The sequence below is a fragment of the Bradyrhizobium sp. CCGUVB4N genome, from assembly GCF_024199945.1.
GTDB lineage: Bacteria > Pseudomonadota > Alphaproteobacteria > Rhizobiales > Xanthobacteraceae > Bradyrhizobium.
In genome coordinates this window covers 3,193,962-3,214,449 of record NZ_JANADP010000001.1, presented here as the reverse complement: position 1 = coordinate 3,214,449, position 20,488 = coordinate 3,193,962, and the positions used below count along the sequence as shown (strand labels likewise).

The following is a 20,488-nucleotide window of genomic DNA, read 5'->3' as shown; positions in this document are numbered from 1 at the left end:
GCTATAAAGTCTAATCTTCCTTTCTAATCAATATCGATAAATATAATTTATCGATCAGGAAAATCCTTCCGATGCTGGACTTCAGGTCGATCGAAACCTTCCTTTGGGTTGTGAAGCTCGGCAGCTTTCGCGGCGCCGCGGCACGGCTGAATACGACCCAGCCTGCGATCTCCCAGCGCATCGCCCAGCTCGAGCGCGAGATGGGCGTCAAGCTCCTCAACCGCGACCATCGCGTGGCCTCGCCCACCCCGAGCGGCCGGCAGATGATGGTCTACGCGGAAAAGCTGATCGGCCTGCGCGCCCAGATGATGGCGGAGATCGGCGATCGTTCGGCGATGCGCGGCGTGATGCGGCTCGGCGTCGCGGAGACCATCGTGCACACCTGGCTGCCGCGGCTGGTGAAGAGCATGAACCAGATCTATCCCAACCTGTCGCTGGAGATCGAGGTCGACATCACGCCGAACCTCACCGCGCGCCTGCTCGCGCAGGAGATCGAACTGGCCTTCGTGGTCGGACCGCTGTCGGCCTCGGGCGTGCACAACCGCGTGCTGGCCGATTATCCGATCGGCTTTCTCGCAAGTCCGTCGCTCGGGCTCGGACACGGCCCGGTGACGCCCGCCGATCTCGCGCGGTTTCCGATCATCACCTTTCCGCGCAAGACCAGGCCCTACGAGGTCGTACGCGAGGTGTTCGACCGGCCCGACTTGCCGCCGATCCGTCTCCACGCCTCTGCCTCGCTTGCGACCGTGATCCACATGGCGGTGGAAGGCCTCGGCATCGCCGTGATCCCCGACGCCATCGTCGAGAACGAGCTCGCCGATGGCCGGCTGCAGTTGCTCGACACCGACCTGGAGATCGCGCCGCTGACGTTTACGGCAAGCTGGCTCGCCTCGCCCGACGTCGTCGCGGTGGAGCGCGTCGCCGAGCTTGCATGTCAGATTGCGCAGAGCAGCCTCGCGGTTGACGCGCCCGCGCTGGCGCGTCATTGAAAAAGGCGCCGGACAAACGAGAGACTGACGCATGAGCCGAGCCGCGACGAACCTGCAAATCGATTCCGCCCGCCTCTGGGGCTCCATTCACGAGACCGCGCAATTCGGCGGGACGGCCAAGGGCGGTGTGCGGCGGCTGACGCTGAGCAGCGAAGACAAGCAGGTTCGCGACTGGTTCCGAAAGGCCTGTGAGGACGCGGGCCTCGAGGTGCATGTCGATGCGCTCGGCTCGCAGTTCGGCCTCCGCAAGGGCCGCGACATGTCGAAGCTCCCCGTCGGCATCGGCTCGCATCTCGACACCCAGCCGACCGGCGGCAAGTATGACGGCATTCTCGGCACGCTCGGCGCGCTCGAGGTGATCCGTACGCTGAACGATGCCGGCATCGAGACCGAGGCGCCGATCTGCGTCGTCAACTGGACCAACGAGGAAGGCTCGCGCTTCGCGCCGGCGATGATGGCGTCCGCAGCCTACGTCGGCGATTTCACCACCGACGACATTCTCTCACGCAAGGATATCGAGGGCACGACTGTCGGCCAGGCGCTCGACAGCATCGGCTATCGCGGCGACAAGCCGGTCGGCTTCCAGAAGCTCGGCTGCTTCGTCGAGCTCCACATCGAACAGGGCCCGATCCTGGAAGCCGAGGGCAAGACCATCGGCGTGGTCGATTCCGGCCAGGGCGTGCTGTGGTACGACGGCAAGATCTCCGGCTTCGAGAGCCATGCGGGATCGACGCCGATGCCGTTGCGGCGCGATGCGCTGGCGACGCTGTCCGAGATCGTGCTGGCGATGGAAGCCCTTGCCAGGAAGCACGGGCCGAACGCGGTCGGCACCATCGGCGAGGCCGTGATCGCAAATCCCTCGCGCAACGTCATTCCCGGCGAGATCGCCTTCACCATGGATTGCCGCAGCGCAGACGGCGCGATCATGGATGCGCTCGATCGCGACCTTCGTGCGGCCATCGCCGAGATCGCCGCGCGCCGCAAGGTCGAGGTCAACATCGATCTGGTCTGGCGCAAGCCGCCGACGCATTTCGATCCCAAGCTGATTGCGGCGGTCGAGAATGCGGCCAAGACGCTCGGCTACTCCTCGCGCCGTATCACCTCCGGGGCCGGCCACGATGCCTGCAACCTCAACACCGTCATGCCGGCGGCGATGGTGTTCGTGCCCTGCAAGGACGGCATCAGCCACAACGAGCTCGAAGACGCCACGCAGCCCGACTGCGCTGCGGGCACCAACGTGCTGATGCACACCGTGCTGGCGATCGCCGGCGTCGCATCCTGATCGGAGACAGACATGCGCGGAGTTTTCGTCGACGCTAATGAAGCGCTCGCCGTGATCATGGAGCGGCTGGAGAAGCCCGGCGACCCCAAGGTGCGGATTCACCGGGACCCGGATATCAAGCCCGAGCAATATCCTGAGATCCTCGACGGCGCCGAGATCGCGATCGTGGACCACACCGCGCTGCCAACCGAGGTCGCGAAGAAGTGCGCAGGCCTCAAGCACGTCGTATTCCTCGGCACCGGCGCGCGCAGCTACATGAACCCCGAAGAGCTCGCTGAGCTCGGCATCTCCGTGCATCTGATCAAGGGCTATGGCGATACGGCCGTCGCGGAGTCGGCGATCGCGCTGATGTGGTCCTCCGCGCGCGTCATCGCGATGATGGACCGCGAGATGCGCGCCGGTAACTGGCTGCGCGAGGACGGCATGCAGCTCACCGGCAAGACGCTGGGCCTGATCGGCTTCGGCGGTATCGCCGCCGAAGTCGCGCGCATCGCGTCCGGCAGCGGCATGAAGGTGATCGCGTGGAACCGCTCGCCGAAGACCCATCCCGGCATCGAGTTCACCGATCTCGACACGTTGCTGGCGCGGAGCGACGTCGTGTCGCTGCACCTGCTACTCAACGACGAGACGCGCGGCATGATCACGCGCGAAAAGATCGCGAAGATGAAACCGGGCGTCGTCTTCATCAACACCGCGCGCGGCGCCATCGTCGACGAACAGGCGATGATCGATGCGTTGAAGTCGGGCCACATCCGCCATGCCGGCCTCGACGTCTTCAACATCGAGCCGCTGCCCGCGGATCATCCACTGACCAAGATTCCGAACGTGACGCTGTCGGCGCATTCGGCGTTTCGCACGCCGGAAGCCAGCGAGAACCTGATTGAGGCGGCATGGGTCCATTGCCGCCGGATCGTGAAAGGATAAGAGCAACAACAATGGCCGACTATCGCACCATCAAGGCAGAGCCGCTCACCAACGCCATCCGCGCCATCGTCAAGGCCGGGGGCTCCTCCGACCGTGAAGCCGAACTCGTATCCACCAATCTCGTCGAGGCCAACCTCAAGGGACATGATTCCCACGGCGTCGGCATGATCCCGCGTTATGTCTCGAGCGTCGTCAACGGCGGCCTGGCGGTGAATGCTCACGTCAAGACCGTGCTCGACACCGGTCCGCTTCTCACCCTCGACGGTCTCACCGGCTACGGCCAGGTGATCGGCCATGAAGCGATGGAGCTGGCGGCAGAGCGCGCCAAGCGCAACGGCGTCTGCCTCGTCGGCCTTTCCAACGCGCACCACATCGGCCGCATCGGCCACTGGGCCGAGCAGTGCATCGACCACGGGCTGGTCTCGATCCATTTCGTCAACGTGATCTCGCGCCCGATCGTGGCGCCCTGGGGCGGCAGCGATCCGCGCCACGGCACCAACCCGTTCTGTGTCGGCATCCCGCGCCGCGGCAAGGAGCCGATCGTGCTCGACTTCGCCACCAGCCGGATCGCGCAGGGCAAGACCCGCGTCGCTCACAACAAGGGCGTCGAACTCGAGCCCGGCACCATCATCGACAACGAAGGCAAGCCCACCGTCAATCCGCGCTACACCGTGATCCCGCCGTACGGCGCCATCCTGCCGTTCGGCGAGCACAAGGGTTCGGGGCTTGCGCTGGTGTGCGAAATCCTCGGCGGCGCGCTCTCCGGCGGGCAGGTGGTCAAGGGCCCGTCCGACGGCAAGTACAACGTCCTCAACGGCATGCTCTCGATCGTCATCGATCCGGGCAAGCTCGGCACAGGCGAGAACCTGGCAAGTGAAGTCGAGAGTTTTGTTGCCTGGCACACCGGCTCGCCTCCCGGCCCCGGCGTCGAGAAAGTGAAGATTGCCGGCGAGCCCGAGCGCGAGACCAAGAAGAAGCGCCTTGCCGAAGGCATTCCGGTCGATCCGACCACCTGGCAGGAAATTTTGGAAGCCGGGAAGAAATTCGGGCTGGATCAGGCGGCGATCGAGAAGATCGCGGGCTGAACGAGAACGAAGCAGCCACAAACGGTGTCGTCCCGGACAAGCGAAGCGCAGATCCGGGACCCATACGCCGCAGCAGGCGTTTGACGAAAACAGGCAATGACCTTCTCGCGCAGCAACAACGGCTGCGGCGTATGGGTCCCGGCTTTCGCCGGGACGACACCGTGATCTGTTGCGCGAACGTGCCTTAGTCCACCATATCCGCGACGGCCTTGCCGCACGCCGTGGTGTCGGCATTGCCGCCGAGGTCCTTGGTACGCAGCGTGCGTTCGGCCAGCGTGCGCTCGATCGCATCGACGATCGACTTGCCGGCAACCTTCTCGCCGAGATGATCCAGCATCATCGCGCCCGACCAGATCGCACCGATCGGGTTCGCGATGCCCTGCCCTGCGATGTCGGGCGCCGAGCCGTGCACCGGCTCGAACACCGACGGGAAATCGCCCTCGGGATTGATGTTGCCCGATGGCGCGATGCCGATCGTGCCGGTGCAGGCGGGACCCAGATCGGAGAGGATGTCGCCGAACAGGTTGGAGCCGACCACGACGTCGAACCAGTCCGGATGCAGCACGAAGTTCGCGGTGAGAATGTCGATGTGGTACTTGTCCCACTTCACGCCCGGAAACTTCTTGGCCATCGCCTCCACGCGCTCGTCCCAATAGGGCATGGTGATGGAGATGCCGTTCGACTTGGTCGCCGAGGTCAGGTGCTTCTTCGGCCGCGACTGCGCGAGCTCGAAGGCGAACTTCAGGATGCGATCGACGCCGGTGCGGGTCATCACCGTCTGCTGCGTCACGAACTCGCGGTCGGTGTCGGGGAACATGCGTCCGCCGACGGAGGAATATTCGCCTTCGGTGTTCTCGCGCACCACCCAGAAATCGATGTCACCGGGCTTGCGATTGGCCAGCGGCGACGGCACGCCGGGCATCAGCCGCACCGGGCGCAGGTTCACATATTGATCGAACTCGCGACGGAACTTGATCAGCGAGCCCCACAGCGAGACGTGATCCGGAATCTTGGCGGGCCAGCCGACCGCGCCGAAATAGATCGCGTCGTGCTTGCCGATCTTTTCCTTCCAATCATCCGGCATCATCTGCCCGTGCTTCTCGTAATAGTCCCAGGACGAGAAGTCGAAATGATCGAAATGCAAGGACACGCCGTGCTTCTTGGCCGCCGTCTCCAAAACGCGCAGGCCCTCGGGCATCACTTCCTTGCCGATGCCATCGCCGGGGATGACTGCGATCCGGTACTGTTTCTTGCTCATCGAGAACGTCCCTTTTTGGTCCGGCAGCCGCCGTCTTTTTGACCGCACTGCAATGGACCAAACTCGGCGGCAGTGCAACGCTGCACTGCAATGTTGACCATGGCGCAGCCGACCGCCTACTGATTTCATTCAGTTCCCACCGAGCGAGTACACTCCATGGATCTGCATTTGCGTGGCAAGCGCGTCCTGATCACGGGCGCGTCCAAGGGCATCGGCGCAGCCGCCGCCGAGGCGTTTGCCGAGGAAGGCGCTCATCTCCTGCTCGCCGCCCGCAACGGCGAGCAGCTCAAGGCGCTGGCTGACCGGCTGCGCTCGGCGCACCAGATCGACGCTGCGACCAGCATCGTGGATTTGCGCAAGGCCGAGGACATCGCCCGGCTCGCCAAGGAAGCTGCCGATATCGACGTGCTCGTCAACAATGCCGGCGACATCCCCGGCGGCTCGATCGACAAGATCGATGAAGCCACCTGGCGCCACGCCTGGGAATTGAAAGTGTTCGGTTACATCAACCTGACGCGGCAGATCTACGCGCAGATGAAGGCCAAAGGCGGCGGCGTCATCGTCAACGACATTGGCGCGGCCGGCGAAAAATTCGACGCCAATTATATCTGCGGCAGCGCCGGCAATGCCGCGCTGATGGCTTTCACCCGCGCGCTCGGCGGCAAAAGCCTCGCCGACAACATCCGCGTGGTCGGCATCAATCCCGGCCCCGTCGGCACCGACCGCCACGTCACGCTGCTGAAGACGCGGGCAAAGCACCAGTTCGGCGATGAGAACCGTTACAAGGAATTCCAGAAGGGCCTGCCACTCGGTCGCCCCGCGCATGCGCGCGAGATCGGCGACCTCATGGCCTTCCTCGCGTCGGATCGCGCCGGCTACACATCCGGCGTGATCTACACGGTCGACGGCGGCATCAGCGCCGGATGGGGTTAGACTTTTCTGTCGAAGCGAACCAAGAGTAGCCTTAGGAGCAAAATAGTTGTCTCAAGACCTGATCCGCGAAACCGCCTGCACCGTCGTCGACAAGCTGCGCTCCGGCGACGTTTCTCCCCTCGAGCTGCTCGACGTGGTGGAGAAGCGCATCAGCGAGGTCGACGGCAAGGTCAACGCGCTCCCGACACTGTGCTTCGATCGCGCGCGGACCAATGCGAAAGCGCTGATGCAGAAGCCTGCTGGTGCACGCGGGCTGCTCGCGGGTCTGCCGCTGCCGATCAAGGACCTGACCGACGTCGCGGGCGTGTTGAACACCCAGGGCTCGCCGATCTTCAAGGATAACATTTCCGCGACGTCCGACCTCATGGTCGAGAATCTCGAGGCCAATGGCGCGGTCGTCTACGCAAAATCCAACACGCCGGAATTCGGCGCCGGCGCCAACACCTTCAACGAGGTGTTCGGTGCGACGCTCAATCCCTGGGACACGTCCAGGTCGGCGGCCGGCTCTTCCGGCGGCGCAGCGGTGGCACTCGCCACCGGCATGGCCTGGCTGGCACAGGGCTCCGACATGGGCGGCTCCTTGCGCAGCCCCGCAGCCTTCTGCGGCGTCGTCGGCATGCGGCCGAGCATCGGTCGCGTCGCGCATACCCCGAAATCGGGTATCGACCGCAATCTCGGCGTGGTCGGTCCGATGGCGCGCAATGTCGAGGATCTCGCATTGCTGCTCGACGCCATGAGCGGCGACTATGCGGACGATCCGCTGTCGCTGCCAGCGCCCACGACCTCCTTCCTGTCGGCGGCACAGTCGGGCAGGAAGCCCAAGCGCATCGCCTATTCGCCCGATCTCGGCATCACGCCGGTTGATCCCGAGGTCAAGGCGATCACGCGCAAGGCGGCGGAACGCTTCGCGGAAGCCGGCGCCATCGTCGAGGAGGCGCATCCCGACTGGCGCGAAGCGCACGAATGCTTCCACGTGCTGCGCGCCTTCGACTTCGCGATCACCAAGGCCAATCTGCTGCGCACCAAGCGCGACCTGCTCAAGCCCGAGGTGATCTGGAACATCGAGGAGGGCCTCAAGCTCACGGTCGAGCAGCTCGCGCGTGCCGAAGCCCAGCGCGTCGGCATGACCGCACGCGCGATCGAGTTCTTCAAGACCTACGATCTGCTGCTGACGCCGACGACGATCGTGCCGCCCTTCCCGATCGAGAACCGTTATGTCGCGGAATGCGCCGGCAAGAGGTTCGAGAACTACGTCGAATGGCTCGGCATCGTCTACGCCATCACGCTGGCCTGCTGCCCATCACTGTCGCTGCCCTGCGGCTTCACGGCTTCCGGTTTGCCGGTCGGCGTGCAGGTCGTCGGCGCGCCGCGCGCGGATGCGCAGGTGCTCGCCGGCGCGAAGGTGCTGGAGGATATTCTGGGCCTGCGCGGGCAGACGCCGATCGACCCGAAGATCAAGGCATGATGCGGGCCGCGCCGGGGGACCTTAGCTGTCCCCCGGTGCCGGCACATTCACCATCAGGCCGTCTCTGCGCGGCCCGTTACCAAGGCGTCGGCGTCCCGGTCGGATCTTAATCGTTGGCTTTCGGACCGCCGTGATATTGATGCGCGTCGTAGCCCGCATCCTCCGTCATAGCCGCCTGGGCCATGAAGCCCGGATGGGGCTGTGACATCCGGGCGGTCGCTTCCGACGCCATGGATGCGTGATGCACCACGTCGCGGGCAGCGGCAGCGGCAGCGGCAGCGGAGCAGAGCGCGACCAGAATGGCCGACGCAGCAAGAACAGATTTCATCATGATTTGACGTGCCTCGTGTTGAAGCCCACCAGCAAATTAAAGGTGGAGTTCGTCACGTAGGATTCCCAGTCTGGATTTGGGCTCCTGCTATAGGCGCGGCATAAGCATCGTGCTCCCGGTTTATCTCGAGGCGGATTGGGCCTCCAGGCCGCGGCTATAGCGCGACATCGCGAAGCAGAACACGAAATAGATCGCGGCGACGAAGATGTAGACCTCGACCGAAAACTGTTGCCAGGCCGGATCGATGATCGCGGTCTTGGCGGTCGTCAGCAGATCGAAGATGCCGATGATCAGCACCAGGCTGGTGTCCTTGAAGAATGCGATGAAGGTGTTGACCAGCGGCGGAATGACGTGGCGGATCGCCTGCGGAAGCACGACCAGCCGGTGCTTCCGCCAATAGGACAGCCCCAACGCATCGGCCGCTTCGTATTGCCCGCGCGGCACGGCCTGGAGGCCACCACGGATCACTTCGGCAAGATAGGCGCCCGCAAACAGAATGATCGCGATCTGCGCGCGCAACAGCTTGTCGATGTTGAATCCAGCCGGCATGAACAGCGGAAACATCACGCTCGCCATGAACAGCAGGCTCACCAGCGGCACGCCGCGGATCAGTTCGACATAGAGCACGCTCAGCGAGCGGATCGCCGGCAGCTTTGAGCGTCGACCGAGCGCGACCAGAATGCCGAGCGGGAAGCCGAACGCCAATCCGAACGTCGCCAGGATCAGCGTCACCGGCAGCCCGCCCCAGCGGTCCTGCGAGACGAAGGACAGCCCGAACACGCCGCCCCACATCAGGACGCTGATCAGCGCCAGCGCGCCGATCCAGAGGTAGGCCAATTCCCGCCGCCATAGCGCGCGGCGCGTCGAGAGAAAGAACAGCGCAATGAACAGCACGACGGACAGCGCCGGCCGCCATTGCTCGTCGAACGGATAGGTGCCGAACAGGATGAAGCGGTACTTCTCGGGAATGATGGCCCAGCAGGCGCCGAGGCCGCGCACAGCCTTGCAGGCGCTGGAATCGTTGGCCGGCGCGAACCAGACCGCGTTCGCAACGCCCCACTGCACGAAGCTGATCACGCCTTTCGCCAGCACCGCCAGCAGAACGACCGTCAGAATGCCGTTGGGGATCGACGAGAACAGATTGGTGCGCAGCCAGCGCAGCACCGGATTGCCGATTTGCGGGCGCCGGGCGGCACGCGGCAGGTCGGGCATGTCAGTGATCGCCGTCATGCTCAGCGCTCCGCCAGCGCGATGCGCGCATTGTACCAGTTCATGAAGAAGCTGATGCCGAGACTGATGGTGAGGAAGACGGCCATGATCAGGGAGATCGCCTCGATCGCCTGCCCGGTCTGGTTCAGCGTGGTGTTGGCGATCGAGACCACGTCCTGATAGCCGATCGCGACCGCGAGCGAAGAGTTCTTGGTCAGGTTGAGATACTGGCTCGTCATCGGCGGCACGATCACGCGTAGCGCCTGCGGCAGGATGATCTGCCGCAGCATGAAACTGCGGCGCAGGCCGAGCGCGCTGGCGGCATCCCACTGCCCGCGCGGTACCGACTGGATGCCGCTGCGTACGATCTCGGCGATGAAGGCCGAGGTGTAAGTGACGAGCGCGATCAGCAGCGCGAAATATTCCGGCGCGAGCGTCAACCCGCCGACGAAGTTGAAGCCGCGCAGCTGGGGCCATTCGATCGTCCAGGACACGCGAAGCGCCACCGATACGGCCGTCGGCAGGGCGAGGATGAGGCCAACCGCAAACGGCCAGGCCGGCCGCGGCTTGCCGTCCCGCATCTGTTGCGCGATCAGCCATCGCCTGATCAGAAAGAACGCGGCGAGCCCGAGCGCGGCCGTGCCGAGCACCCAGAGCTGCGGCGAGCCCACCGGGATCGCCGGCAGGATCAGTCCGCGATTGGACAGGAAAACGCCCTCGACCGGCCGCCACGCGGCGCGCGCCGCCGGCAACGCCTGCATCAGCACGTACCAGAACAATAATTGAAGCAGCAGCGGAATGTCGCGCAGGACCTCGACATAAACGGCGGCAAGCCGCGACAGCAGCCAGTTCGCCGACAACCGCGAGATCCCGATCAGCGTCCCCAGAATGGTCGCAAGCACGATGCCGATCACAGCGACACGCAGGGTGTTGGCGACGCCGACAACGAAGGCCCAGAGGTAGCTGTCCCGGGGATTGTAGGCGAGCAGGCTGTCGGCAATCGGCATGCCCGCTTCGCGGCCGAGAAATGCAAAGCCGGTGGTGATGCGGCGCGCCGAGAGGTTGGTGACCGTGTTGGACCAGAGGAAGACGATGACGGCAACCGCGATGCCGACCACCAGCACCTGCCAGAACAGGCCCTTCAGTTCGTTCGGCCCGAGCGCGCCGAAAAAGCTGCGGCGCGGCGGCGGCCTGGGGTCATCTGAGGTCACGGCACAAAAATCCTTCCTGAAAACAGCGATTTCCGGCGGCGCGCGTCAACTGTTGCACCAATCCAAGAACCGTGCAACAAATGTTTCATGGCCGAGCCCGCAAAATCCTCGCCCCTGAGCGAACTACGCATTGCGTTGCCATCGCTCCCCCTGCGCTTGCAGGAGGTCGGGCGTTTTGTCGCGGCCAACGATTACGATGCCACCACCCGTTCGATGCGCGACCTCGCGGCCGAGGCCGGTGCCGATCCCGCCGCATTCACGCGCCTTGCCAAGGCGATCGGCTATTCCGGCTGGGACGCATTGCGCGCTGCGCTCACCGAGGCACGGCGGCCGTCGCAGATCTCGCCCTTTTCGGCGCGCGCCAAAGGCCGCCGCCACGGCCCGAACGCGGACGTCACGCTCATCACCGACAAGCTCGAAGCCGAAGCTGCGGGTCTGCCACGTATCTCCGCCCACGCGATCGCGGATGCGGCCCGCACGCTGCACGATGCAAAACGGATCTGGATCACCGGCTATCGCAGCTGCCGCAGCGTCGCGGAATTGCTCAACTACGAGCTGAGGCTGTTCCGTCCCGAACAGGTGCAGATCGTAGGCAGCTCCGGCCCCGACGATCTCGATCTCGGCGCCTTCCGCCCCGGCGAGGCCGTGATCGTCATCGGCTTCATGCCCTACACCAACGCCAGCGTCCGGGTCGCGCAAGCCGCCTATCGCGCCGGCGCAACGCTGATCGCGATCGCCGACAGCGTGGCAGCGCCGATGGCCGAGGGGGCCGACCACGTTCTGCTGTTCGAAGCGGCCTCCTCGCCCGGCTTCTTTCCGAGCCTCACCGGCGCGCTCGCGATCGCGCAGTCGCTCGCCGCAGTGACGTTCTCACTGGGCGGCAGCGCCGCCAAGAAGCGGCTCCAGGACACCGAGGCACGGCTCGCCACGGCTTCCACCTACGTTTCAGAGAAAGGTTGATCCATGAGCACCCGAACCAGCCGCGTGCTGCACCGCTCGTTGCGTGAGACTCCGCCCAAGGCGATCGGCGGCGAAGGCGTCTATCTGTTTGCCGAGGATGGGCGCCGCGTCATCGACGCCTCCGGCGGCGCGGCGGTGTCCTGCCTCGGGCATCAGCACCCCCGCGTGATCGCGGCAATGGCGAAGCAGGCTTCGACGCTCGCCTATGCGCACACCGCCTTCTTCTCCTCCGAGCCGGCCGAGCGGCTTGCCGAAGCGTTGGTTGGCCACGAGCCCGGCGGTCTCGCCTACGCCTATTTCGTCAGCGGCGGATCGGAGGCGATCGAAGCCAGCATCAAGCTCGCGCGGCAATATTTCATCGAACGCGGCGAGCCGCAGCGGCAGCATTTCATCGCGCGGCGGCAGAGCTATCACGGCAACACGCTCGGCGCGCTCGCCGCCGGCGGCAACGCTTGGCGCCGCGCGCCCTACGCACCGCTGCTCTCGGCCGCGTTCAGCCACGTGACGCCGGCGTTTGCCTATCATGAGAAGCACGACGGCGAGTCCGACGCGCAATTCGTGGCGCGCCTCGCCGCGGAGCTCGAAGCCGAGTTTCAGCGGCTCGGCCCCAACACCGTCGCGGCGTTCCTCGCCGAGCCGGTCGTTGGCGCCACCGCCGGTGCGGTGACGGCACCGGACGGCTACTTCAAGGCCGTGCGAGAGATCTGCGACCGGCACGGCGCGCTTCTCATCCTCGATGAGGTCATGTGCGGCATGGGCCGCACCGGCACGACGCATGCATGGCAACAGGAAGGCGTCGCCCCCGATATCCAGGCGATCGCAAAGGGGCTTGGCGGCGGTTACCAGCCGATCGGCGCCATGCTTGCGAGCGGCAAGATCATCGACACCATTCGCTCGGGCTCGGGCGCGTTCCAGCACGGTCACACCTATCTCGCCCACCCCCTCGCCTGCGCGGCCGCGCTCGCGGTGCAGGACGTGATCCGGGAGGACAATCTGCTCGAGCAGATCAAGCAGCGCGGCAAGCAGCTCGAGCATCGGCTGACCGAGCGCTTCGGCAATCACCGCCATGTCGGAGATATCAGGGGCCGCGGGCTGTTCTGGGCAATCGAGCTCGTCGCCGATCGTGCCAGCCGCACCTCGTTCGACCCGGCGCTCAAGCTCAACCAGAAAATCAAGACGGAAGCCTTCGCCAACGGGCTCGGCTGCTATCCGGGCGGCGGCACCGTGGACGGCGTCCGTGGCGACCATGTGCTGCTGGCGCCGCCCTATATCGCGTCATCTGACGAGATCGATCAGATCGTCGACAAGCTCGGCACAGCCGTCGACAACGTGTTGCGTAGTGTCAATCACTGAGGGGAGAGTATCATGATGAGGAACGTGGTTATCGCAGCGGGCGTGCTCGCGGCATCGACGATTGCGGCGTCGGCGGCGACGCTCGACACGGTCAAGAGCCGCGGCACACTGGTGTGCGGCGTCAGCGCAGGCTTTGCCGGCTTCTCAGCGCCGGACTCGCAAGGCAATTACAAGGGCCTCGACGTCGATTATTGCCGTGCACTCGCGGCCGGCGTGCTCGGTGATCCCAACAAGGTGCGCTACGTTTCGCTGACCGCGCAGAACCGCTTCACTGCGCTGCAATCGGGTGAGATCGACGTGCTCTACCGCAACTCCACGCAGACCTATCTGCGCGGCGTTACGCTGGGCCTGCGGCAGGGACCGATCAACTTCTACGACGGTCAGGGCTTCGTCGTGAAGAAAGACCTCGGCGTGAAGGAGCTGAAGGACCTCAAGGGCGCCACCGTCTGCGTCGCGCAGGGCACGACCCATGAGGTCACGCTGGGCGATTACGGCCGCGCCAACGGCATCGACTGGAAGCCGCTGGTATTCGACCGCGTCGACACCATGTACCAGACATTCTTCGGCGGCCGCTGCGATGCCATGACCCAGGACGCCTCCGCGCTCGCCGGCGCCGTGACGACCGCCGCACCGAACCCGGCCGATTACATCGTGCTGCCAACGACCATCAGCAAGGAGCCGCTCGGACCCTTCACCCGCAATGGTGACGAAGTCTGGAGCGACATCATCACCTGGCTGCATTACGGCCTGATCGAAGCCGAGGAGCTTGGCGTCACCCAGGCCAATGTCGACGAAATGACGAAGTCGCAGACGCCCGCGATCCAGCGCCTGCTCGGCGCCTCCGGCGATCTCGGCTCGCGGCTCGGTCTCGACAACAAATGGCTGGTCACGGTGCTCAAGGCCACCGGCAATTACGGCGAGATCTACGAGCGCAATGTCGGCAAGGCGAGCCCGCTCAAACTCGAGCGCGGCCTCAACGGCCTCTGGAGCAAAGGCGGCTTGATGTACGCCGTGCCATTCAAGTAAACGATGCTTCACCTCTCCCCGCTTGCGGGGAGAGGTCGGATTGCCCCGGCGATGCGAAGCATCGTCCGGCAGCAATCCGGGTGAGGGGCAGCCTCCGCGCATCCAACTCTCACCGTCCTCGCGGAGACTCCCCCTCACCGTAGCCGATGCGTCGCATCGGCGTTCTTGTTCACCAACGGCGGCCGCAGGCCGCCTATGCCCTCTCCCCGCAAGCGGGGCGAGGGAGAAGAGACATCCCATGCGCATCGCCCTGATCCACGCCCTCAAGCACTCCATCGCCCCGATCGAGGCGGCGTTCGCGCAGGCATGGCCGGAGGCCCGGCTGATGAACCTGCTCGACGACAGCCTGTCGGCGGATCTCGCGCGCGACGGCAAGCTCACCGATGCCATGACCAAGCGCTTTCTTGCGCTCGGCGACTATGCGGCCGCGACCGGCGCGAACGCGATCCTGTTCACCTGCTCGGCTTTCGGCCCCTGCATCGAGGCCGTCGCGCGGGCGCATGCGCCGATGCCGGTGCTGAAGCCGAACGAAGCCATGATCGAACGGGCCGTGACGATGGGCAAGAAGATCGGCCTGCTCTCGACCTTTCCGCCAACGCTGATCTCGATGCCGCCGGAATTTCCGGCCTCCGTCCACATCGTGCCAAAGCTTGCCGACGGCGCGCTGGCCGCACTCGACCGCGGCGATCGCGCCACGCATGACCGGCTGATCGTCGAGGCGTCAAAGGACCTTCGCGATTGCGACGTCATCGCGCTGGCGCAATTCAGCATCGCGGCAACCGCGCCGCTCGTCGCGGAAGCGACCGGCCGCCCCGTCGTGACGACGCCGGACAGCGCGGTCGAAAAGCTGATGAAGCTGCTGAAAGCGAAGGCTTAAGCGCCGGCCTTCTTGCGACGCTGCGCGTCCTTGATCGCGACGGCGAGCGCAGCCTTGGTCTCGTTCACAAAGTCCTCGACCAGTTCCTCGCGCGTGGCGTGGGCCGCCTCGCCGGTGAACAGACCCTGCTCGGCCAGCATCACCACGCCGTGCAGCGCGGCCCAGATCTTGAGGGCCTGCCGCTCGCGCAAATAGCCGACCGCAGGCGCTTCCAGTGCTTCGATGACCAGCGCAAACGTCTCGCGGGTAGCCTCGTGCAGCTCGCTGTCCTTGGCTGCGCAGGACACCGTGCGCGAGGCAAACATCAACCGATAGATGCCGTTGCGGCGCAGGCCGAAATCGAGCGTCGCCTGCGCCAGCCGCGACAGCTTTGATTGCTTCGACGGCTTCGCCATCGCCTCCCGAAGAAGCGTGCTGAGCTGCCGGAACGCCTCCGCCGTCACTGCGGCGAGCAATGCCTCGCGGTCAGCAAAATGACGGTACGGCGCCGGTTGCGACACACCGAGCTGCTTGGCCAGTGCCTTGATGCTGATCGCTTCCGCCCCGCCCTGCTCCGCCTCGCGTAACGCAGCCTTGATCAAGGCGTCGCGGAGATCGCCATGGTGGTAGGTATTCTCGGGCTTGCGAGCGAGTTGTGAACGCATGTTACGGCGGAGCCTATAAGTTTGCGCTTGACAGGGGAAGCCTGTCGCGAATGTAATAGCATATAACTTAGAATAAGCGGCAAATGTCGCAGACAACATTGACAAGAGGAACGCGCCGGCCTTCGGGCCACGCGCATACGACCGAGGGAGCCGCAATGGCAGAACGACTGAGAGTTCACGTCGATCCCGACAAATGCCAGGGCCACGCGCGTTGCAAGGCGTTGGCGCCGGAGCTGTTCGAGCTCGACGAATACGGCAATGCCCATGCGGCCGGAGACGGCACGGTTCCACCGGGCCTCGAAGACAAGGCCTGGCTTGCCAAATCCAACTGCCCGGAAATCGCGATCGATGTGATCGAGGAGTAGCGCGGCCTGCCCGCGTTCCCCGTGCCTTCAGCGAACACGAGCCCCAAGAAACATTCGAGGGATTTTTTGTCATGTCCGACGTGAGCGAGCCCACAGCCCATCCGCCCGTGACCGACTGGGTCAACGATTTCGACCACACCGATCCGCAATGGACGGATGATCCCTTCCCGATCTGGGAAGAGCTGCGCGCCGCGAGCCCGGTCGTGCACACCGAGCGCTTCCTCGGCTGCTATATGCCGACGACCTATGAGGCCGTGCGCGAAATCGCCAACGACACCGAGCATTTTTCGTCGCGCCGCATCATCGTCCGCGACGTCCGACCCGAGGTCGCCAGGAATGCGGCACCGCCGATCACCTCCGACCCGCCCGTGCACAAGCCGGCCAAGCAATTGCTGCTGCCGCCCTTCACCCCGGATGCGATGAAGAAGCTCGAGCCGCGGATGCGCGCGATCTGCAACGAGCTGATCGACGGGTTCATCGCCGACGGCAAGGTCGATGCCGCAGCGCAATACAGCAAATACATCCCGGTTCAGGCCATCGCGCACATGCTCGGCATTCCCGAGAGCGACAGCGATCTCTTCATCAACTGGATCCATATGATCCTGGAGCTTGGGATCAAGGACGAGAACAAGCTGCTCCAGGCCGTGCAGGAGATGAGCGCCTATTTCAGGACGCATATCGAGGAGCGGAGGTCGAAGCCGACTGACGACCTGATCTCATATTTGATGAATGCCAAGGACAAGGAAGGCCAGCCGCTGGAGGAGTCGCACGTGCTGGGCTCGCTGCGGCTGCTCCTGATTGCCGGCATCGACACGACCTGGAGCGCGATCGGCTCCTCGCTCTGGCATCTCGCCCGGACGCCGGCCGACCGCGAGCGCTTGATCGCCGAGCCTGGGTTGATCCCGATCGCCGTGGAGGAGCTGCTGCGGGCCTATTCGCCGGTGACCATGGCGCGCGAGGTGGTCAAGGAGACCACCGTCTCGGGCTGCCCGGTCAAAGCGGGCAACATGGTGCTGCTGTCCTTCCCGGCCGCCAATCGCGACCCGAAGATGTTTCCGGATGCTGACAAGGTCGTGATCGACCGGCGGGAGAACCGCCACGCCGCCTTCGGCCTCGGCATCCACCGCTGCGTCGGTTCCAATCTGGCGCGGATGGAGATGCAGGTGGCGCTGGAGGAATGGCTGAAGCGGATTCCTGACTTCCGGCTCGACCCGGCAGGCACCGTGACCTGGTCGCAAGGCACGGTCAGGGGCCCCCGCCAGTTGCCATTTTTGCTTGGAAAGGCGATGTAGGCTCCCAGACAAAGGATTTCTGGGAGGCCGGACGTGACAGAGCAAGCAATCAAACCGGCCTCCGACCACATCGACATCGCCGACGCCGAGCGCCGGATCAAGGCGATCCTGATCGGCTCGATCGGCAACCTCGTCGAATGGTACGATTTCTACGCCTATACGGCGTTCGCGCTCTATTTCGCTCCGGCGTTCTTCCCGGGCAGCGATCCCGTCGTCCAGCAGTTGAATGTCGCCGTGGTGTTCGCGGCGACCTTCCTAATGCGTCCCCTGGGCGGCTGGTTGTTCGGCTACATCGCCGACCATTTCGGCCGACGCATCTCGCTGACGCTGTCGGTCGTCTTCATGTGCTTCGGCTCGCTGATCATCGCGCTGACGCCGACCTATGCGACGATCGGCTTTGCCGCACCGGTGATCCTGGCGCTGGCCCGCGTGATCGAGGGTCTGAGCCTCGGCGGCGAGTACGGCGCCAGCGCCACCTACCTCAGCGAAGTCGCCGACCCCAAGCATCGCGGCTTCTATTCGAGCTTCCAGTACGTGACCCTGATCGGCGGCCAGCTCACCGCGATCATCGTCCTGTTGCTCCTCCAGAAGGTCTTCCTAACCCCCGACGAGCTCAAGGCCTGGGGCTGGCGTATCCCGTTCGCCATCGGCGCCGCGCTCGCGATCTTCGCCGCCGTGATGCGGCGCAATCTGCAGGAGACCGAGGCGTTCGAGGAAGCCAAGAAGGTGGTCAAGCCGACCGGCTCGATCGCCAATCTGCTGCGCTATCCGCGCGAACTGCTCCTCGTGGTCGGCCTCACCGCCGGCGGCACCGCGGCGTTCTACACCTTCACAACCTACATGCAGACCTTCGTGAAACTCTCGGTCGGGTTGACCGAGGATCAGACCACCTTCGTGATCTTCGGCTCGCTGATCTTCGCGACCATCCTTCAGCCGATCTATGGCGCAATCTCCGACAAGATCGGCCGTAAGCCGCTGTTGATCTTCTTCGGCGTCGCCGGCTCGCTCGCGACCGTCCCCCTTCTGATGACGCTGAAGGAGACCAAGTCACCCTTCATGGCCTTCATCCTGATCTGCGCCGCCTGGCTGTTCGTCGCCGGCTACACCTCGATCAACGCCGTGGTGAAAGCCGAGCTGTTCCCGACCAATGTCCGCGCGCTCGGTGTCGGCCTGCCCTACGCGATCACTGTCTCGATCTTCGGCGGCACGGCGCCGGCGATCGCGCTCTATTTCAAGAGCATCGGACACGAAGAGTGGTTCTACTATTATCTCGCGGGCGTCATCTTCCTGTCGCTGATCATCTATTCCACCATGCGTGACACCAAGCATGCCTCCGCGATGCATCGTCACGAGTAGCCGATTTACGAGCAGATCATGGTCGACGAGACGCCACCCGACAGCAAGCTGACGCGCACCAAGGCGAAATGGGCGCGCGAGGGTCGCTTTCTCACGGGCAAAGTCACACGGCCTGAGGACCAGCGGCTACCGCCCGGCCAGCATCTGACGAAAGATTGGCCGGTGCTCGATCTCGGCGTGTTGCCGCCGGTTTCGCGCGAGCGCTGGCGGCTCGATGTCTATGGCGCGATCGAGACTCCGATATTCTGGACCTATGCCGAGTTCGCCGCGCAGAAGCAGGCGCAATTTACGTCCGACATCCATTGCGTGACGACATGGTCGCGTTACGACAATGAATGGGAAGGGCTCGCGACACGCGAGCTGCTGGCAGCCTGCCAGCCGCGCGACGATGCGCGCTTCGTGGTGCTGCATTCCTATGACGGCTACACCACCAACCTCGCGCTCGAAGACTTCGCCGCCGAGGACGCGCTGCTCGCCCATAGCTGGTCCGGCCAGCCGCTGTCCGACGAGCATGGCGGCCCGGTGCGGCTTGTCGTGCCGCATCTCTATTTCTGGAAGAGCGCAAAGTGGCTTCAGGCCATCGAATTCGTCACTGAGGATGCACCCGGCTTCTGGGAAGTGCGCGGTTACCATAACCGCGGCGATCCCTGGGCCGAGCAGCGCTATTCGGCCGACTAAGGTCAAGCAAAGACAAGGGGGAGCCCATGCCGACGGAACGCTTCCAATTCACCGGCGAAGGCGGCCATCAGCTCGCGGCCGCGCTGGAGCTGCCGGATGGCGAGCCGGCCGCATACGCGCTGTTCGCGCATTGCTTCACCTGCGGCAAGGACACGCTCGCGGCCAAGCGCATCTCGGTTGCGCTAGCTGCCAAGGGCATCGCCGTGCTGCGATTCGATTTCACCGGGCTCGGCTCCAGTGAAGGCGAGTTTGCCAATTCGACCTTCTCCTCCAACGTCGCGGATCTCGTGCATGCGGCCGATCATCTCCGCACGAAACGGAAGGCGCCAACGCTCCTGATCGGGCACAGCCTGGGCGGCGCAGCGATCCTGGCGGCGGCCGGAAAGGTTCCCGAGGCAAAGGCTGTCGTAACCATCGCCGCGCCATCGGATCCGGCCCACGTTACCGGACTTTTCAAAGAGCATATTGAAAACATCCGCGCACAGGGTGAGGTCGAAGTCTCGCTCGCAGGGCGACCGTTCCGGATCAAACGCGAATTCCTCGACGACATCGCCGAGCACGAGCTGATGACTGATATCACCGGCCTGCACAAGGCGCTGCTCATCATGCAATCACCTGTCGACGACACCGTCGGCATCGACAATGCAACGAAGATTTTCGTGGCAGCGAAGCATCCCAAGAGCTTCGTCTCGCTCGACCATGCCGATCATCTGCTCACCAAATCAGCCGACGCGCTCTACGCAGCCGACGTGATTGCGGCCTGGGCGAGCCGCTACATCGACGCGACAACTCCTGCAAAGACGACGGATGCCGCGGATCAGCCGCGGAGGGTGGTGGTACAGGAGACCCGCAAGAGCAAGTTCAACCAGCTCATCACGGTCGGCCCGCATCATCTTGTGGCGGACGAGCCGGTCGCCGCCGGTGGCGAGGATGCCGGTCCCGGCCCCTATGATTTCCTGCTCGCCGGCCTCGGCGCCTGCACCTCCATGACCATGCGCCTCTATGCCGACCGCAAATCGCTGCCGCTCGACCGCGTCACCGTCACGCTGAAGCATTCGAAGATTTACGCCAAGGACTGCGCGGAGTGCGAAACACAGGACGGCATGCTCGACCAGATCGAGCGCGACATCGCGATCGACGGCGCGCTCGATGCCGAGCAGCGCAAGAAACTGATGGAGATTGCCGACAAGTGCCCTGTGCACCGGACGCTGACGTCGGAGATCCGGATCGTGACCAAGGCCGTGGATTAG

Annotated in this window: 20 protein-coding genes; 15 read left to right on the top strand and 5 right to left on the bottom strand. The window is 64.5% G+C overall.

Features of this window, described 5'->3' with window-relative positions; all coding sequences use genetic code 11:
- Positions 1 to 71: 71 nt before the first annotated feature.
- Genes NLM31_RS14515 through NLM31_RS14500 form a run of 4 tightly spaced genes read left to right on the top strand, consistent with a single transcriptional unit; the run spans position 72 to position 4,280 of the window.
- A complete protein-coding gene (locus tag NLM31_RS14515) occupies positions 72 to 989 on the top strand; it encodes a LysR family transcriptional regulator (RefSeq protein ID WP_148774422.1) in 918 nt (305 codons plus the stop codon).
- Between the two features lie 31 nt (positions 990 to 1,020).
- Positions 1,021 to 2,271 (top strand): Zn-dependent hydrolase, encoded by a 1,251-nt coding sequence (locus NLM31_RS14510; protein ID WP_254192669.1) that lies wholly within the window; start codon positions 1,021 to 1,023, stop codon positions 2,269 to 2,271.
- A 12-nt stretch (positions 2,272 to 2,283) separates the two neighbouring features.
- Positions 2,284 to 3,195: an NAD(P)-dependent oxidoreductase gene (locus NLM31_RS14505; RefSeq protein WP_254192668.1), complete on the top strand. Its 912-nt coding sequence runs from the start codon at positions 2,284 to 2,286 to the stop codon at positions 3,193 to 3,195.
- 11 nt (positions 3,196 to 3,206) lie between these two features.
- Complete coding sequence (locus tag NLM31_RS14500; RefSeq protein ID WP_254192667.1) at positions 3,207 to 4,280, top strand: malate/lactate/ureidoglycolate dehydrogenase; 1,074 nt, start codon at positions 3,207 to 3,209, stop codon at positions 4,278 to 4,280.
- Between the two features lie 184 nt (positions 4,281 to 4,464).
- Here NLM31_RS14500 and NLM31_RS14495 read toward each other — a convergent pair whose 3' ends face one another.
- Entirely contained in the window at positions 4,465 to 5,538 is a 1,074-nt protein-coding gene (locus NLM31_RS14495) for a tartrate dehydrogenase (protein WP_254192666.1), read from the bottom strand.
- A 156-nt stretch (positions 5,539 to 5,694) separates the two neighbouring features.
- Between NLM31_RS14495 and NLM31_RS14490 the strand changes: the two genes are divergently transcribed.
- Together NLM31_RS14490 and NLM31_RS14485 are read left to right on the top strand one after the other, a co-directional pair.
- The gene (locus NLM31_RS14490) at positions 5,695 to 6,471 is read left to right on the top strand and encodes an SDR family oxidoreductase (protein ID WP_254192665.1); all 777 of its coding nucleotides are present in this window, start codon (positions 5,695 to 5,697) and stop codon (positions 6,469 to 6,471) included.
- A gap of 46 nt (positions 6,472 to 6,517) precedes the next feature.
- Positions 6,518 to 7,936: an amidase gene (locus NLM31_RS14485; RefSeq protein ID WP_254192664.1), complete on the top strand. Its 1,419-nt coding sequence runs from the start codon at positions 6,518 to 6,520 to the stop codon at positions 7,934 to 7,936.
- Between the two features lie 106 nt (positions 7,937 to 8,042).
- Here the strand turns inward: NLM31_RS14485 and NLM31_RS14480 are convergent, their stop codons facing one another.
- The 3 genes from NLM31_RS14480 to NLM31_RS14470 all read right to left on the bottom strand — a co-directional run bounded on the left by NLM31_RS14480 (position 8,043) and on the right by NLM31_RS14470 (position 10,687).
- Positions 8,043 to 8,267 carry a hypothetical protein gene (locus NLM31_RS14480; RefSeq protein ID WP_254192663.1) on the bottom strand — a complete coding sequence of 75 codons (225 nt, stop codon included), beginning with the start codon at positions 8,265 to 8,267 and terminating at the stop codon, positions 8,043 to 8,045.
- Positions 8,268 to 8,387: 120 nt separating this feature from the next.
- Positions 8,388 to 9,497 (bottom strand): amino acid ABC transporter permease, encoded by a 1,110-nt coding sequence (locus NLM31_RS14475; protein WP_254192662.1) that lies wholly within the window; start codon positions 9,495 to 9,497, stop codon positions 8,388 to 8,390.
- 2 nt (positions 9,498 to 9,499) lie between these two features.
- Positions 9,500 to 10,687 carry an amino acid ABC transporter permease gene (locus NLM31_RS14470; protein WP_254192661.1) on the bottom strand — a complete coding sequence of 396 codons (1,188 nt, stop codon included), beginning with the start codon at positions 10,685 to 10,687 and terminating at the stop codon, positions 9,500 to 9,502.
- Positions 10,688 to 10,774: 87 nt separating this feature from the next.
- Here NLM31_RS14470 and NLM31_RS14465 point away from each other — a divergent pair, with 87 nt between their 5' ends.
- The 4 genes from NLM31_RS14465 to NLM31_RS14450 all read left to right on the top strand — a co-directional run bounded on the left by NLM31_RS14465 (position 10,775) and on the right by NLM31_RS14450 (position 14,903).
- Positions 10,775 to 11,647, top strand: a complete 873-nt coding sequence (locus tag NLM31_RS14465; protein WP_254130007.1) for a MurR/RpiR family transcriptional regulator — start codon at positions 10,775 to 10,777, stop codon at positions 11,645 to 11,647.
- Between the two features lie 3 nt (positions 11,648 to 11,650).
- Positions 11,651 to 13,000, top strand: coding sequence for an aspartate aminotransferase family protein (locus tag NLM31_RS14460; protein ID WP_254192660.1), 1,350 nt, complete (start codon positions 11,651 to 11,653; stop codon positions 12,998 to 13,000).
- 12 nt (positions 13,001 to 13,012) lie between these two features.
- Positions 13,013 to 14,026 carry an amino acid ABC transporter substrate-binding protein gene (locus NLM31_RS14455; RefSeq protein ID WP_254192659.1) on the top strand — a complete coding sequence of 338 codons (1,014 nt, stop codon included), beginning with the start codon at positions 13,013 to 13,015 and terminating at the stop codon, positions 14,024 to 14,026.
- Between the two features lie 238 nt (positions 14,027 to 14,264).
- Entirely contained in the window at positions 14,265 to 14,903 is a 639-nt protein-coding gene (locus NLM31_RS14450) for an aspartate/glutamate racemase family protein (protein ID WP_254192658.1), read from the top strand.
- Here NLM31_RS14450 and NLM31_RS14445 read toward each other — a convergent pair.
- A complete protein-coding gene (locus NLM31_RS14445; protein WP_254130003.1) occupies positions 14,900 to 15,547 on the bottom strand; it encodes a TetR/AcrR family transcriptional regulator in 648 nt (215 codons plus the stop codon). The two genes, NLM31_RS14450 and NLM31_RS14445, sit on opposite strands and share 4 nt — an antisense overlap.
- A gap of 155 nt (positions 15,548 to 15,702) precedes the next feature.
- Between NLM31_RS14445 and NLM31_RS14440 the strand changes: the two genes are divergently transcribed.
- The 5 genes from NLM31_RS14440 (at position 15,703) to NLM31_RS14420 (ending at position 20,488) form a co-directional block, all read left to right on the top strand.
- A complete protein-coding gene (locus tag NLM31_RS14440) occupies positions 15,703 to 15,912 on the top strand; it encodes a ferredoxin (protein ID WP_254130002.1) in 210 nt (69 codons plus the stop codon).
- Positions 15,913 to 15,983: 71 nt separating this feature from the next.
- Entirely contained in the window at positions 15,984 to 17,204 is a 1,221-nt protein-coding gene (locus tag NLM31_RS14435; RefSeq protein WP_254130001.1) for a cytochrome P450, read from the top strand.
- Between the two features lie 33 nt (positions 17,205 to 17,237).
- Positions 17,238 to 18,560, top strand: coding sequence for an MFS transporter (locus NLM31_RS14430; RefSeq protein ID WP_254192657.1), 1,323 nt, complete (start codon positions 17,238 to 17,240; stop codon positions 18,558 to 18,560).
- Between the two features lie 18 nt (positions 18,561 to 18,578).
- Positions 18,579 to 19,238, top strand: a complete 660-nt coding sequence (locus NLM31_RS14425) for a sulfite oxidase-like oxidoreductase (protein WP_254129999.1) — start codon at positions 18,579 to 18,581, stop codon at positions 19,236 to 19,238.
- 26 nt (positions 19,239 to 19,264) lie between these two features.
- Positions 19,265 to 20,488, top strand: coding sequence for a bifunctional alpha/beta hydrolase/OsmC family protein (locus NLM31_RS14420; RefSeq protein WP_254192656.1), 1,224 nt, complete (start codon positions 19,265 to 19,267; stop codon positions 20,486 to 20,488).

Excerpts from the sequence above, each read along its gene's own strand:
- NLM31_RS14490 (WP_254192665.1), top strand. The coding sequence starts at position 5,695 with ATGGATCTGCATTTGCGTGGCAAGCGCGTCCTGATCACGGGCGCGTCC.
- NLM31_RS14495 (WP_254192666.1), bottom strand. The coding sequence starts at position 5,538 with ATGAGCAAGAAACAGTACCGGATCGCAGTCATCCCCGGCGATGGCATC.
- NLM31_RS14505 (WP_254192668.1), top strand. The coding sequence starts at position 2,284 with ATGCGCGGAGTTTTCGTCGACGCTAATGAAGCGCTCGCCGTGATCATG.
- NLM31_RS14435 (WP_254130001.1), top strand. The coding sequence starts at position 15,984 with ATGTCCGACGTGAGCGAGCCCACAGCCCATCCGCCCGTGACCGACTGG.
- NLM31_RS14450 (WP_254192658.1), top strand. The coding sequence starts at position 14,265 with ATGCGCATCGCCCTGATCCACGCCCTCAAGCACTCCATCGCCCCGATC.
- NLM31_RS14425 (WP_254129999.1), top strand. The coding sequence starts at position 18,579 with ATGGTCGACGAGACGCCACCCGACAGCAAGCTGACGCGCACCAAGGCG.
- NLM31_RS14515 (WP_148774422.1), top strand. The coding sequence starts at position 72 with ATGCTGGACTTCAGGTCGATCGAAACCTTCCTTTGGGTTGTGAAGCTC.
- NLM31_RS14465 (WP_254130007.1), top strand. The coding sequence starts at position 10,775 with ATGGCCGAGCCCGCAAAATCCTCGCCCCTGAGCGAACTACGCATTGCG.
- NLM31_RS14420 (WP_254192656.1), top strand. The coding sequence starts at position 19,265 with ATGCCGACGGAACGCTTCCAATTCACCGGCGAAGGCGGCCATCAGCTC.
- NLM31_RS14445 (WP_254130003.1), bottom strand. The coding sequence starts at position 15,547 with ATGCGTTCACAACTCGCTCGCAAGCCCGAGAATACCTACCACCATGGC.
- NLM31_RS14480 (WP_254192663.1), bottom strand. The coding sequence starts at position 8,267 with ATGATGAAATCTGTTCTTGCTGCGTCGGCCATTCTGGTCGCGCTCTGC.
- NLM31_RS14440 (WP_254130002.1), top strand. The coding sequence starts at position 15,703 with ATGGCAGAACGACTGAGAGTTCACGTCGATCCCGACAAATGCCAGGGC.
- NLM31_RS14460 (WP_254192660.1), top strand. The coding sequence starts at position 11,651 with ATGAGCACCCGAACCAGCCGCGTGCTGCACCGCTCGTTGCGTGAGACT.
- NLM31_RS14475 (WP_254192662.1), bottom strand. The coding sequence starts at position 9,497 with ATGACGGCGATCACTGACATGCCCGACCTGCCGCGTGCCGCCCGGCGC.
- NLM31_RS14510 (WP_254192669.1), top strand. The coding sequence starts at position 1,021 with ATGAGCCGAGCCGCGACGAACCTGCAAATCGATTCCGCCCGCCTCTGG.
- NLM31_RS14500 (WP_254192667.1), top strand. The coding sequence starts at position 3,207 with ATGGCCGACTATCGCACCATCAAGGCAGAGCCGCTCACCAACGCCATC.
- NLM31_RS14455 (WP_254192659.1), top strand. The coding sequence starts at position 13,013 with ATGATGAGGAACGTGGTTATCGCAGCGGGCGTGCTCGCGGCATCGACG.